Here is a 14,223-nt window from a genome sequence, read left to right on the forward strand (position 1 = left end):
TATTTCATTAACCAAGAGTGAAACCCTATGATGAAATCTGAAAAATAGGATGAATATTTAAACTTTATGCTCCCGCATCGAAACATGGTTGGCAAGATAGTCTGCATAAGCCTGATCGCAACCTTTGTGCTGCTTTCCGGCTGTCAGCCGCCAGCATCCGGTGATGCAGCGGGCATGCGTTATCCCATTTTATATATGCAATTACAAAAAACGGACTTGCCTACACAGCTGCCAATTCCAGTGGAAAATATTAAACCCCGACAAATACAAGACACCTGGGGAGCCGCGCGTAGCGAAGGACGTAAGCATGAAGGTCTTGATATTTTTGCCAAACGGGGAACAGCGGTACAAAGCACCACTCAAGGCATTGTTTTGCAGGTAGGTACGAATCATTTGGGCGGAAAAGTGGTCTGGATTATGGGACCGGACTTAAGCCGGCATTATTATGCTCATTTAGAGGATTATGCAGGCCAGATCCAGGCAGGCGATTGGGTGGAAGCTGGCGAAGTCATCGGTTATGTAGGCAATAGCGGCAATGCCAAAAACACCCTGCCACATTTGCATTATGGAATCTATATGCAGGGACAAGGTGCTATCAATCCTTATCCGTATTTAGTGCCATCTTCCTGAATAAAAAATGGTTATGTTTGCTTACTGATCTTGAATTTAGCAGAACGTGTGTGCCAGGCCAGTTGCAAGGTTCCCAAAAATAGAACTACTGCAGCCAAGACAAACTGTTGATGATAAGTCACACCGAAATGTTGCAAGGTACTAAAACTTAATCCACCGATCAGCTGCACAGAGGCAAAACTGAGTGTAGCAATGCTCCAGAGCTTTTTATACGCTAGCCCATACAGTTGCAGGATGGTATAAGAAGTTAGAAAGACCACAGCCGGATTCAGCATTCCGGTAAAAAAGGAAGAGGCAAATGTCAGGACTGGGCTGGCATTTAAAGTCGCGATGAAAATGGCCAGGATATAGAGACTATAAAGAATTTTCAGGGCGGTAAAATTGCCAAATTTTCTTGCCAGCGAGTAAGCTGCAAAAGCGCCTAAAGCACTGCCTAAGCCATAAAGAATCCAGTTAAAGTTAATCCAGAATAGATTCAGCTCCATTTCATGACTGAGATAATCAATCCAGAACAATGAATGGGGAATATAGGCAAATGCACTGCAAGCATACACAATCAGCAAGCTATAAAAGAGCGTATTCAGTGGGGTCTTAGATTGAGTCTGAACTGTTTGTACAGACAGATGATACTTAAATTGTTGCAGTAAAAGACTTAAGCCAACACAGATCATCAGCGCGAAGCCACATAAAATAAGCCAGGCTGTTTGTATCGAAATCTGATCCAGATAAGGCAAGAAAAGTGTTGCCAATAAAACCCCAAGACCAATCCCGCTAAAGCCAATAAAATTGATTTTAAAACGGTCCTGAATCTCACAGCACTGTGCCACTACACTCGGGGATAGAATCATCAACAAGCCGCCGCTGATTCCTGAAATCACACGCCACACGATATACCAGGCCTGCGGAAAATCTGCGAAAGCACAGCACATTAAACTGAACATTCCTGCAATTGCGGCAATCTGAATGTATAGGGTCATGCTTTTGTTTTGAGGCAATCGCATGGCTGCGAAAGCACCCATTAAATAGCCCAATAAATTGGCACTGCCTAAAAGACTGGCAAAACCCACTGACCAGCCGAAAGCTTCACGTGTGCCGGGTAACAGCGCGGTATAAGAGAAGCGCAAAATACCAATCCCTAAGCACATGCTTAAACATAGAAAAATACTGAGCTTGATATTGTTTGAGGACATCCATGTACTCGCAGCTATTTCGTGTTAATTCATCACAATAAATAACATGAGTATCGAACTATGAATAGGATCAAAACGAATCAACACTATAAAAACATGGTTACACGCGTTATTAAGTAATATTTAAGACTACTTTTATAGCATTGTGTGACATATAACCCTTTATTTTGAAAATTGAATTTTTTCAATAAAGGCATACAATGCCGCTACTTTATTGTACTTGTTGGAATTATGAATTTTTCATATCGCGCTGATATTGATGGCTTAAGGGCTATCGCCGTTTTATTGGTGATTTTTAACCATATCGGATGGTCTTTCTTTTCTGGAGGATATATTGGTGTTGATGTCTTTTTCGTGATTTCAGGTTATTTAATTACCATCATTTTAACGCACGAGATTCAATCCAAACGATTTTCTATCGCACGATTTTACAAGAAGCGTGTAGTACGTTTAGCACCTGCTTATTTTACCGTACTCAGCGTTGTAAGCATCATTGCCTGGCAGGTCATGCTGCCTGGGGATCTGACCCAATATTTTGATAGTGTCATGTATGCCACCTTGCTGATGGCAAATATCTATATGCGCAATGAAGTGGGAGATTACTTTAGCCAGACTGCCGAAGGGATTCCTTTATTGCATTTATGGTCGCTTGGGGTGGAAGAGCAGTTCTATATTTTCTGGCCCTTGTTGTTATTGCTGTTTGTGAGAAAGACGCCCCGTAAATATATGTGGGCGATCATCACGACATTCATCCTAACCTTATTGCTTTATGCCCAGCACAAATTAACCCAAAATGCAGAGAAGGCGTACTACAGTATGCCAGTTCGTGCCTTCGAGTTGCTTATTGGTGCATTGATTGGCTTTCTGCCACAGCTCAAACTGCCAAAAAAAATACTGCAAAGTCTGGTTTGGCTAGCTTTAATCGCATTGTTTACGGCAGCTGTGTATTTTAACAAACAGACGCCATTCCCTGGAGCAATGGCCCTCATTCCGTGTCTGGCGACAGCATTGATCATTTATCTAGGCCAATGTTCACCCTCAAGTAATGTATTACTCAGCAATCGTTTCAGTACCTGGATTGGAAGAATTTCTTATCCTTTATACTTATGGCACTGGCCAATAATCGTGTTGTTCGGCATCTATATGCAGCCATTAAACGCAGAAAATCAGGTGGTGATTGTCCTATTGTCCATCCTGTTGGCATTTTTAACTTATCAGCTTATTGAAAAACCAAGCAAACGTTTTGTCATGGCAGCGAATTACAAAGTGATTATCATCGGTTTTCTGCTGCCAGCCCTGAGTTTTATTACCATTGCCAAGGCCGTCAATATGAATCAGGGATTTCCAGACAGGTTTCCGCAGTCTATTTATATCAAGCAACAGGCACTCAATTCATTTGCGCATATCATTCGAAATAAATGTATGGATATTGAGGATCCGGAAGCTTTACCAAACCAGGATGAATGTGTATTGGGCAAAGCCAAAGCCAACATAGATTTTCTATTGCTCGGTGATTCTCATGCCAATGCTTATACCGCTATGCTGGATGTATGGGCTAAAGATGCCAATTTGCGCGGCTATGATGTCACTCAAAGTTCAACCTTCTATCTACCCGGGGTACAGCGTCTGGATGCCAATTTCAACGCTTGGGAAGAGCTGAGCGAGTTTAAATTAAGAAATGATGCCATTACCGCACATCTTGCAAAAACACATTATCCAACCATTATTTTAGCGGGTTCATATGTGCCGTATTTTGGTCATGAAGTGAAACTTGAAGATGGTATTCATCATTCAAATGAGGAGATATTCAAAGCTGGTTTTATGAAGGCTTTGAAAATTGCTTATCAGTCCAGTGATCAAGTCATTTTGCTGAATGATGTACCTCGCTTAGATCAAAACGGGGTGCCTGCCGATTGTAATTTGCGCAATGAAATTCTAAATACCCATGCCCAATGTACTGTGTCTAGAAAAAATTATGAGGCACAGCTGATGAAATTTAATCGAATTGTTGCCGAAGCGAAACTGAAATACCCCAACTTGAAAATCATTGACCCAACCAAGGCGATCTGTAATCAGCAGGCGTGTAAAATTATGATCAATAATGTGCCTTTATATCGAAATAAAGACACCAACCATATTAATAATCAGGGCTCGCGGCAATTGGGCATTGCATATTTAAAACAGTTTGGTAATCCGCTGAAAGATTAAAAAAAAGCCATAAAAAAACCGCGTTTTATAACGCGGTTTTTTATATTTCAGAAATTAGGAAATTAGCGCATTTTGGAAAGGAAACGACCTAAGCGGCCAATCGCTTCACGAAGTTCATTTTCGGCAGGCAAGAACACCACACGGAAATGATCTGGAGTTGGCCAGTTGAAACCAGTACCTTGTACCAGTAACACTTTTTCTGCACGCAAGAAGTCGAGCATAAATTTCTCATCATCTTGAATTGGATAAATTTCCGGATCAAGACGCGGGAAGCAATACATGGCACCTTCAGGTTTTACGCAACTTACCCCAGGAATTTCATTTAACATTTCCCAAGCAATATTACGTTGTTCATATAAGCGACCACCCGGACGAATCAGGTCATTGATGGACTGATAACCGCCTAGAGCCGTTTGAATGGCATATTGCGCCTGATGGTTGGCACATAAACGCATAGATGCCAACATGTCTAAGCCTTCAATGTAGTCCATGGCACGTGATTTATCACCGGTAATCGCCATCCAGCCTGAACGGTAACCTGCAATACGGTAGGCTTTAGACAAACCATTGAATGAAATACACAACTGGTCACCGGCAAGTGCAGCAACGGATACGTGTTCAATGCCATCGTACACAATTTTGTCGTAAATTTCGTCAGCAAATAAGATCAGGTCATATTTCTTTGCTAAAGCAACAATTTGCTCAAGCACATGACGTGGATATACTGCACCGGTCGGGTTATTGGGATTGATAATCACAATACCGCGGGTATTTGGCGTGATTTTGCTTTCCATATCGGCAATGTCTGGATACCAGAAGTTTTCTTCATCACATTTATAGTGAATCGCAGTACCGCCAGACAGGTTTACGGCAGCTGTCCATAATGGATAGTCAGGCATTGGAACCAGCATTTCATCGCCATCATCCAGCAAGCCTTGCATTGCCATCACGATCAGTTCAGATACCCCGTTCCCCACATACACATCGTTGACATGCATGTTCAGAATGCCTTTTTGCTGGTAATACTGGCAAATGGCTTTACGCGCAGGGAAAATCCCTTTTGAGTCGGTATAACCCACAGCATTAGGCAGGTTTAAAGCAACATCATTAATAATTTCTTGCGGCGCTTCAAAACCAAATGGGGCGGGGTTACCGATATTCAGTTTAATAATTTTGTGCCCGGCTTCTTCCATCTCATTGGCCGCTCGTAACACAGGTCCGCGAATGTCGTAGCATACATGCTCGAGCTTAGACGATTTTTTAATTTCGCGAGGGGTTTGGATAGTGTTCGGCATTTTGATGTTCTCGGAAAGAGTGGAGGTCACTTTTGCATAACGATATAAATAACTTTTAAATGTCTCAGTTGTGACTAGATCGAGATTATGTTCATCTCTTAGTAGGGCAACAATTTTTTCATGCGTAAATCCTAGCTGTTGATACTGTTTAATCACAGGTAGTAGATTTTTAAAAATTACGCTCTTTTTTTGCGACATTTTTTAATCCTGAGCAAGAATGGTACTAAGCCTACCACTAAATTTGCTCACAAAAAAGCATTTAATAAATAAAATGCTTACTTTGTTTTTTATTTTTGCTTACTTTTTGCTTTTTTAGGTATTATATGTCTTTTGTAAAATGTTAAATAAAGACTAGAATTTTTAAAATGAATCACGTAAATATAGGATTATCCTATTTTAAATAGCAAGATAGAAAGGTGCGTAATCATGGGAAAACTCAATAAAACAGAAAGAGAATGGCAAAGAGAGTTATCACCTGAAGAGTTCCGTATTACACGTCAAAAGGGGACGGAGCCAGCATTTACCGGTAAGTACTGGAATACTAAGCAAACAGGAACCTATCTTTGCCGTTGTTGTGGCGAAGAGTTATTTTCTTCCGAAACCAAATATGACAGCGGCAGTGGCTGGCCAAGTTTTTATCGTCCTGTAAATAGCTCGGCTGTTGAAGAGCATCAGGATTCGACGCATGGTATGGTCAGAACGGAAATTGTTTGCCATCATTGTGGCGCGCATTTAGGCCATGTTTTTGAAGATGGCCCACAACCTACAGGATTACGCTATTGCGTTAATTCAGCTTCTTTAGAATTAAAAACACAAGAAAAAAATGATGAGGAAACATATCCATGACCAACATTTATCAGTTTGAGGCTGAATTGTTAGATGGAAAAAATAAATCATTGGCCGATTATGAGGGCAAAGTTTTATTGATCGTAAATACTGCAAGTAAATGCGGTTTTACTCCCCAGTTCGCAGGTCTTGAAAAGTTGTATGAAAAATACAAAGATCAGGGATTAGAAGTTTTGGGTTTTCCTTGTAATCAGTTTGGTGGGCAAGATCCGGGTTCCAACGAACAGATTGGTGCATTCTGTCAAAAAAATTATGGCGTGAATTTCCCGATGTTTGCCAAAGTGGATGTCAAAGGACCTGAGGCGCACATCATTTTTCGCTATTTAACTAATAATAGTAAAGGGGTATTGGGTAATGGCATTAAATGGAATTTCACTAAATTTTTAATTAATAAAAAAGGTCAAGTGATTAACCGCTATGCGCCAACAACTAAACCAGAAGACCTGGAAGCTGATATTGAAGCGGCTTTAGCTCAGTAATTTTTATAATAAAAGCATACATAGGGCGATTCATGGATCGCCCTTCGTCATTTATATGCTGGGAAATTTATTTAACTTGCTCAACTGAAGTGAAATAGGCCAGGTTGTTTAATTCATAGAATACAATTAAATAATCCACTGTAAAAACAGTGGATTATTTTTGATTTGATTGCTATTTCAAAGCTTAAAGAATGGCTTTAAGACGCTGAATCGCTTGTTCACATTGCGCGATATCGGCAACCAATGCCATACGGACATGATTTTCACCCGGATTGCCTTGTTCAGTATCACGAGACAGATAACGGCCCGGCAGAACTTTAATATGGGCTTTTTCCATCAGCATTTTGGCAAAGGCTTCATCATTGTCCACTTTTAGCCAGTAATAGAAACCTGCATCCGGTTTTTTCAGTGGCAATAACTGACCCAGCTCATTCTGGAATAATTCAAATTTGGCACGGTACAGCTTACGGTTTTCTTCCACATGCGCTTCATCATCCCAAGCGGCAATAGAGGCCAGTTGATGCTGAACCGGCATGGCAGCACCATGATAGGTACGATATTGCAAATAAGGTTTCAGCAAGGCTGCATCACCCGCGACAAAACCTGAACGCATGCCCGGCAAGTTTGAACGTTTCGACAGTGAGTGGAACACCACACAGTTTTTGTAATCATCACGGCCAATTTCAGCACAAACTTCAAGTAAGCCCACTGGTGCTTGATCAAACCAGAGTTCTGAATAGCACTCATCTGAAGCAATCACAAAATTATATTGATCTGAAAGTGCAATCAGTTTTTTAAATTGCTCTTTTGACAATACGGCACCGGTAGGATTGCCCGGGGTGCAGACAAACAATAATGCGGTTTTTTCCCACACTTCTGCAGGAACCGCATCAAAATCACCGAGGTAATTGTTTTCTTCAGTGCAGTTAATGAAGTACGGTTTGGCACCTGCAAGCAAGGTTGCTCCTTCATAAATTTGATAGAAGGGATTCGGCATCACCACATAAGGCGCATCTTCGCGGTTGACTAAAGCCTGAACAAAAGAAAAAATCGCTTCACGTGTTCCCGATACAGGCAGAACATGGTTTTCAGCGCTAATGCTGTTGAGCTTGAAGCGACGGGTTAACCAGTTGGTAATGCTTTGACGTAGTTCAGGTAAGCCTTTGCTGTTCGGGTAAGTCGATAAATGCTTGAAGTTGTCAATAATGGCCTGTTTCACAAACTCGGGTGCAGGATGCTTTGGCTCACCAATCGATAATGGAATGAGTGGTAAATCTGCAGGTTGAATACCCTGAAAAAGTTTATTTAACTTTTCAAAAGGATAAGGATGCAATAATGACAAACTTGAGTTCATGAAATCGGTACCGCGTAAATTTAAGTTAATGTTGGCCAGAGACAAGATTTGAGGCTTCATCCAGTGCTAACTTCAATTGAGCAGCAAAAGTTTTAGCTTCTGAATCGGACATTGGGATGCCATCTTTTTTAGTGACAAAGAAAATATCTTCTGCCCGCTCACCCAAGGTCGCAATTTTAGCAGAATGGATATCTAAACCTTGCATCATAAATAAACCACCTACTTTGGCAAGTAAACCCGGATGGTCGAGCGTTGAAATTTCAACCATGTTTTGTTGAAGTGCAGCATTCAGGGTGATATCCACGGTATTTTCAATATCAAAATGGCGTAATTGGCGTGGAATACGACGTTGCATCAGACCAGGATATTTGTCCGATTGGCTTAAAGCTTTAACCAGAGCCTCAATCACGGTTTCTTCACGTTCCGGGTCGGTGAGCAAGGTGCCAAAACGGTCAAGCACCACATAGGTATCCAGACTAAAGGCGGTTGATGCAGTAATAATCCGTGCATCTTGCACATCCAGATTCATCCGGTCAAAAATCGCCACGGTAGTGGCAAATAAATTAGGCTGATCTTGCGTGTAAATAAAGATCTGTACCGCATCTTGTGCTGACTGACGATGGGCACGCATCAATACCAGAGGTTCCGGATTATTGCCATGTTGCAAAATGGCACGGGTATGCCAGGCAATCTCATCGGCTGATTCTTTAATGAAGTATTCATCACCCAGCTCTTGCCAGACTTTTTCGACATCCGCTAAAGAGAAGTCATTGACCAACAATTCACTGGCAGCGAATTTGGTGTCTTCAATCAGCATCTGGTAATCCACCGGATGACCCAGACCGGTACGTATGACATCACGCGCATGGGTATATAACTGACGCATCAAGGATGCGCGCCAGGTATTCCATAGTTTTGGATTGGTCGCGTTAATATCGGCAACGGTAAGCACATACAGATAATCCAAATGCTCCATATCACCCAACTTTTGTGCAAAATCTTGTACCACATCCGGATCGGAAATATCTTTTTTCTGTGCCGTCATCGACATCAGCAAGTGATTTTGAATCAGCCATGCCACCAGATTACATTCACGTTCGGTAAAGCCATGGGTACGACAGAATGCAATTGCATCTTCTGCACCCAGTTCACTATGGTCACCACCACGACCTTTGGCAATATCATGGAATAATGCAGCCAAATAAACTATGTCGCGACGGCGAAGACGCTGGAACACCGAACTGACCACAGGGAAGTCTTTGGCAAACTCGGGTTCTTTAAAACGGTTTAAATTACGCAATAACAATAAGGTATGTGCATCTACCGTATAAATATGGAACAGGTCATACTGCATCAGTCCCAAAATTTGACCGAATGCCGGAATATAATTGCCCAATACGCCATAACGTTTCATTGCAACCAAGGTGTCATACAGGCGATGCGGTGAACGCATGATGGCCATAAATAGGGCTTGGTGTTCAGGATTATTGCGGTAGTTCTGGTCAATACGTTTTGCTGCAAGAGTCAAAAGGCGTAAGGTACGAGCGCGGATGCCTTCAATTTCAGGACGGTTGGCCAATAAATAGAAAATTTCCAGAATGGCACTTGGGCGTTCCGAGAAAATTTTATGGTGCTGAACTGCAAGTTTGCCATCAACCAGTTTGAAGTTTTCATTAATTTCTTCAATTTTGCGTTCGTAATTGGGCAAACGCGGGGTAATGACAGACTCGTTAAAATAAGCCAGCAACATTTCATTTAAGGTGGATACTTGTTGCGCGCTACGATAGTAACGCTTCATGAACTGTTCGATCGGATAATTCGGTGATTTATTTTCTTCACGTGTATAACCAAATAGGGCAGCGATATCACGTTGATAATCGAACAATAAACGGTTTTCATCACGTTTGGTCAAACGGTGTAAATGGTGGCGAATTTCCCATAGAAAACTTTCAGCCTCTTCTAATACACCCAGTTCGAAATCTGAAATAAAGCCTAAATGCACCAGGTCATAAATACGGTTGACCCTGAAATGCCGTTTGGCAATCCAGCCAATCTGGTTGATGTCACGCAGACCGCCCGGTGCGTTTTTAATATCCGGTTCCAGATTGCTTTCGGTATTGTTGTGCTGAGCATAGCGTTTTGCCTGCTCATCCATTTTGGCATCAAAAAAGGTTTTATCGGTCCAGGTCTGGGAAACAATACGGCGTGGCCATTTGGCCAAATTCGGGTTGCCCGTAATCAAACGCGACTCAATCAGCGCGGTCGCAACGGTTAAATCATTGGTGGCCTGTTCAACACATTCGGAAATGGTACGTACGCTAATGCCGGGTTTGAAATTACCGACATCCCAAAGCGAGGAGATAAAAGTGGAAATCAGTTTTTCCTGATCGGCAGTAATTTCATCTTCCGATAAAATCATGATATCCACATCGGAATACGGCAGCATCTCCCGACGTCCATAACCACCCACAGCAAACAAACCCAGATCGGTCTGATCAAGTTCGGCATGTTTCCAGAGAAATTTTAATGCCTCATCAATCAGGTTGGAACGGGCTAAAATGATTTCCCGGATCGACTGCCCATTTTCAAAACCTTCCTGTAGCTGATTTTCAACATCGGCACGCCATTGGTTAATCGCCTGTATGTCATGGTTACTTTTAACGTAATTCAGCAGTGGAGAAGTATTGATCATGAACAGTATTCCGTTAATAAGGTAGCAAGTTTAGTTTTGTTGAACACTGACTTGAGATGCAGTCTCTAGTGCAAGTTCCCGCGCCTGAGCTGTGGTTTCAGCACGTGCAGTTGCAACCCCCATGCGACGACGTTTAAAACCTTCAGGTTTACCAAAAAGGCGTAAATCAGTGTTCGGATTTGCTAAAGCAAGATTTAAGCCAGAAAAAGATAAATTTGTATCATCAACACCGGCATAAATGACCGCACTTGCCGCAACACTATGACGTGAAGTATTCACTGGCAGACCTAAAATGGCACGCGCATGCAATTCAAATTCACTTTGGAATTGTGAGGCCAGTGTGACCAGTCCTGTGTCATGCGGACGTGGAGATACTTCACTAAACCATACTTGATCTGCTTTGACAAACAGTTCCACACCGAAAATACCGCATCCGCCCAAAGCCGTTGTTACTTTATGGGCAATGCGTTTAGCTTCTTCTAAAGCCGCCGGAGTCATGGCTTGCGGTTGCCAGCTTTCTACATAATCGCCAGAGTCTTGACGATGTCCGATTGCGTCGCAGTACTGGGTTTCAATTTCACCTGTTTCGGCATTTTTGGCACGAACGGTGAGTAAAGTAATTTCAAAGTCGAAATCAATTTGCGATTCAACAATGACTTTACCCTGATTAACTCGGCCACCGGTTTGCGCATATTCCCAGGCAGCATCGACTTCATCGAAGTTCTTAACACGGGATTGTCCCTTACCGGAAGAAGACATCACCGGTTTAACAAAGTTTGGATAACCGATGTCATCACAGGCAGCACGGAAAGATTCTAGCGAGTCGGCAAAGCGGTAGGCAGAAGTCGGTAAGCCCAGTTCTTCAGCCGCCAGACGGCGAATGCCTTCACGGTTCATGGTGAGATTGACTGCTTTGGCAGAAGGAATCACGGTGGCAATATTTTGTTGTTCGATATCGACTAAAACCTGAGTCGCAATGGCTTCAATTTCAGGAACAATCAGATGGGGTTTAATTTTTTCAATCAGATGTTTGAGTTCTTCGGCATCTGCCATGTTTAAAGTATAAGAATAATGGGCCACTTGCATGGCAGGGGCATGATCGTAACGATCCGCAGCATGAACTTCTACACCGAGGCGTTGTAAAGAAATGACCACTTCTTTACCTAATTCTCCTGAACCTAATAATAAAACTTTAAACGCAGAAGGCTGAAGTGGAGTACCAATGGTCACGCTCATGTAAATCATCCATGCTTGATTTTATGGACTTTTAGCATAGCAGAACTGGTTTAAGAGTTAAGGTTTCGTTCACATAAATTAATGATATTGTCCAACAATTTTATTTATAAAGTGATTTTTAGTTTTTAATTTTAATCCCCTCTAAATTTCCCCCTTTAAAAAGGGGAGATTTTTAAAACACTTAGAAGGAAACAGGTAGATAGGTATAAATCAGTCCATAGGCCAGCGCAGCGGTTAAAGTCGCCGGGACAATTTTCTTAAACTTAAAATACAGACCTGCCAGGGTGAGAAAACCAACCAGCATGGCAAAACTTTTATTCGGACTTTCCATCAGTGGCGGCAGGGTGGCCACCACCAGCATGGAACTGATCGCAGCAATACCAATACTGCCTAAAGCAATCTTGATCCAGACAGCCCCGCGTTTTTGTGAATTCTTCCGGCTTTTTTGAATGAGATAAAATGGTCCAAAACGCGAGGCAAAATTGGCAATCCCGACAATGATCCCGACCAGAATAATTTCAAGATTCATGCGCTTCTCCAAATTCATCATCGTATTGTTTTAAAATATAGTGTTTAAATAAGCCTGCCAGAATACCGGAGAAAATCCCGATAAAAATGGCCGCAGACAAATTAATGAAATAGCAGGCAATCGCTGATACCACTAAACATACCGTAACAATAAAGCTATGCTTTTTCTCAAAGGCAGCAAGCAGGAAACTCAGGAATAACGCGGGCAACAAGAAATCCAGTGCGGCCTGTAAAAATTGAGGTAAGTCACTGACCTGATCGGCAAATAAGCCCCCTAAAAACGAACCCAAGGCCCAGGACATCCAGCTAAACAGGCTTAAGCCCAGCATCCAGGATTCTGACCATTCCTGACGGCGTTGCGAAAGTTTAATCATCCCCGAAGCAAAAACTTCATCGGTCAAGCCCCAGGCCCAGACAGCAGTTTTCTTTAAATTCAGTTTATCCTGGATCAGATTTTGTAAAGCTGGCCCGTAAAGCACGTGCCGAATATCTAAAGCAATCACGGTGAGGGCGGTCATCCAGATGGATGTGCCACTGCCCAGTAAAGCCACCACTAAAAACTGACTGGCGCCGGCATACATGGAACAGGATAAAAACAGCGCTTCCCAAGAGCTAAAGCCAAATTGGCTGGCCGAAACACCGAAAGCAAATGAAACAGGAAGATATGTAAAAATAATGGCTTGACTGTCTTTAGCACCTTGCCAAAAGCCAGCAGCTTGAACTGGAGGAATTTTGTGCTCAGACACGACACACCTTTGCGGGAGAGTTGAACAACGGGTCAAATGATGATTGAGTATTGTACTCGAATTCACTAGCATAGTGCCGAATTGTTTATCTGGGTGAGCCTGATATGTTGATGTTGAAGACACGTGGAATGCTGATTGTTTCTTTATTATGCAGTAGTGTTTTGCTGCAGGCTTGTGGAAATGATGGCAATAAAACTGAAAAAGCTGAAATTAAACCCGCACCTAAACTGACCAATGATGCAACCACTTATGCCAATGAAGCGTGGAAATTCATTAATCGGGTAGATGGTCTGGTATATAAGAAACAACTGGACGTGATTGATGAACAAGTCCGTAAGCCTGCACGCAAGCTGAGTACAGATTGGCGCATTAATGTCAAAATGACGGATTCCGTAACAGAAGGGAAATATGCATTATGTCGTAAGGCATTGACCAGTCTGGAAATTTGGGCACGTGAAACCCTGGATCAATCCAGTTCAGTGGCCCAGAAACAGGCAGATTATGAACGCGATAAACAGCAATGTAAAAGTGCTATTGATCAACCCCAGCTGGGTAATACTGATCCGAAAAAGATTGGTGCATAAAAACAATAGTGATGAATCTAAACGAGGCAAAGGCCTCGTTTTTTTATCATTGAAATGTATGAATACTTATGTTTACTTATAGTTTTCAAGGATGAATAAGAGAATAAAACGATAATATGATAAATATATAAAATTATCGCTAAATGATAATTTGTGTATAATAATAACGATATAATCCATAGTTATTTTGATAAAAATCTAAATAATTTCTACTTAGTTGCTAATTAGGAGTAAAAAAGATGTTTAATAAAGTGTTTTTTTCAATAAGTCTAGCTGTTGCAATTTGCACTTTTAGTCAGGTGGCGACTGCATCAGCACAAGTACAGGCTGTTCAATCTTCTTCAGAGAGCGAACATGAAGTTGCAGCATGCACCAATGGTTTTGATGATGTGAATGTGTGCCAGTTACTTTCATAAGATCTTATCTGTTAAACCT

The 14,223-nt window shown here is 42.0% G+C and carries 13 protein-coding genes; 6 read left to right on the top strand and 7 right to left on the bottom strand.

Annotated elements, in window-relative coordinates:
• Nucleotides 1-84: 84 nt before the first annotated feature.
• Nucleotides 85-630, top strand: coding sequence for a M23 family metallopeptidase (locus B9T26_RS11815; RefSeq protein ID WP_086199881.1), 546 nt, complete (start codon nt 85-87; stop codon nt 628-630).
• A gap of 11 nt (nt 631-641) precedes the next feature.
• Here the strand turns inward: B9T26_RS11815 and B9T26_RS11820 are convergent, their stop codons facing one another.
• Entirely contained in the window at nt 642-1,820 is a 1,179-nt protein-coding gene (locus tag B9T26_RS11820; RefSeq protein ID WP_086199882.1) for a YbfB/YjiJ family MFS transporter, read from the bottom strand.
• Nucleotides 1,821-2,051: 231 nt separating this feature from the next.
• On the opposite strand from B9T26_RS11820, the gene B9T26_RS11825 reads away from it, so the two are divergent.
• Complete coding sequence (locus B9T26_RS11825) at nt 2,052-4,028, top strand: acyltransferase family protein (protein ID WP_086199883.1); 1,977 nt, start codon at nt 2,052-2,054, stop codon at nt 4,026-4,028.
• A 62-nt stretch (nt 4,029-4,090) separates the two neighbouring features.
• Here the strand turns inward: B9T26_RS11825 and B9T26_RS11830 are convergent, their stop codons facing one another.
• A complete protein-coding gene (locus B9T26_RS11830; RefSeq protein ID WP_086199884.1) occupies nt 4,091-5,521 on the bottom strand; it encodes a pyridoxal phosphate-dependent aminotransferase in 1,431 nt (476 codons plus the stop codon).
• 228 nt (nt 5,522-5,749) lie between these two features.
• On the opposite strand from B9T26_RS11830, the gene msrB reads away from it, so the two are divergent.
• Nucleotides 5,750-6,169 carry a peptide-methionine (R)-S-oxide reductase MsrB gene (gene msrB / locus B9T26_RS11835; RefSeq protein ID WP_086199885.1) on the top strand — a complete coding sequence of 140 codons (420 nt, stop codon included), beginning with the start codon at nt 5,750-5,752 and terminating at the stop codon, nt 6,167-6,169.
• Nucleotides 6,166-6,648: a glutathione peroxidase gene (locus B9T26_RS11840; protein WP_086199886.1), complete on the top strand. Its 483-nt coding sequence runs from the start codon at nt 6,166-6,168 to the stop codon at nt 6,646-6,648. The genes msrB and B9T26_RS11840 overlap by 4 nt, the downstream gene beginning before the upstream one ends.
• Before the next feature lie 184 nt (nt 6,649-6,832).
• Here the strand turns inward: B9T26_RS11840 and dapC are convergent, their stop codons facing one another.
• The 5 genes from dapC to B9T26_RS11865 all read right to left on the bottom strand — a co-directional run bounded on the left by dapC (nt 6,833) and on the right by B9T26_RS11865 (nt 13,204).
• Nucleotides 6,833-8,002: a succinyldiaminopimelate transaminase gene (gene dapC / locus B9T26_RS11845; RefSeq protein WP_086199926.1), complete on the bottom strand. Its 1,170-nt coding sequence runs from the start codon at nt 8,000-8,002 to the stop codon at nt 6,833-6,835.
• A gap of 25 nt (nt 8,003-8,027) precedes the next feature.
• Nucleotides 8,028-10,694 (bottom strand): [protein-PII] uridylyltransferase, encoded by a 2,667-nt coding sequence (gene glnD, locus B9T26_RS11850; protein WP_086199887.1) that lies wholly within the window; start codon nt 10,692-10,694, stop codon nt 8,028-8,030.
• A 30-nt stretch (nt 10,695-10,724) separates the two neighbouring features.
• Nucleotides 10,725-11,939, bottom strand: a complete 1,215-nt coding sequence (purT, locus tag B9T26_RS11855; RefSeq protein WP_171262996.1) for a formate-dependent phosphoribosylglycinamide formyltransferase — start codon at nt 11,937-11,939, stop codon at nt 10,725-10,727.
• A 172-nt stretch (nt 11,940-12,111) separates the two neighbouring features.
• Nucleotides 12,112-12,459, bottom strand: coding sequence for an L-valine transporter subunit YgaH (ygaH, locus tag B9T26_RS11860; RefSeq protein ID WP_086199889.1), 348 nt, complete (start codon nt 12,457-12,459; stop codon nt 12,112-12,114).
• Nucleotides 12,449-13,204, bottom strand: a complete 756-nt coding sequence (locus B9T26_RS11865) for an AzlC family ABC transporter permease (protein WP_086199890.1) — start codon at nt 13,202-13,204, stop codon at nt 12,449-12,451. Before B9T26_RS11865 ends, ygaH begins: the two co-directional genes overlap by 11 nt.
• 104 nt (nt 13,205-13,308) lie before the next feature.
• On the opposite strand from B9T26_RS11865, the gene B9T26_RS11870 reads away from it, so the two are divergent.
• Both B9T26_RS11870 and B9T26_RS15695 read left to right on the top strand, forming a co-directional pair.
• Nucleotides 13,309-13,788: a hypothetical protein gene (locus B9T26_RS11870; RefSeq protein WP_086199891.1), complete on the top strand. Its 480-nt coding sequence runs from the start codon at nt 13,309-13,311 to the stop codon at nt 13,786-13,788.
• A gap of 239 nt (nt 13,789-14,027) precedes the next feature.
• Entirely contained in the window at nt 14,028-14,204 is a 177-nt protein-coding gene (locus tag B9T26_RS15695) for a hypothetical protein (RefSeq protein WP_171262997.1), read from the top strand.
• Nucleotides 14,205-14,223: the final 19 nt, after the last annotated feature.

The sequence above is a fragment of the Acinetobacter sp. ANC 4169 genome (assembly GCF_002135355.1).
In the GTDB taxonomy this organism is placed as follows: Bacteria; Pseudomonadota; Gammaproteobacteria; order Pseudomonadales; family Moraxellaceae; genus Acinetobacter.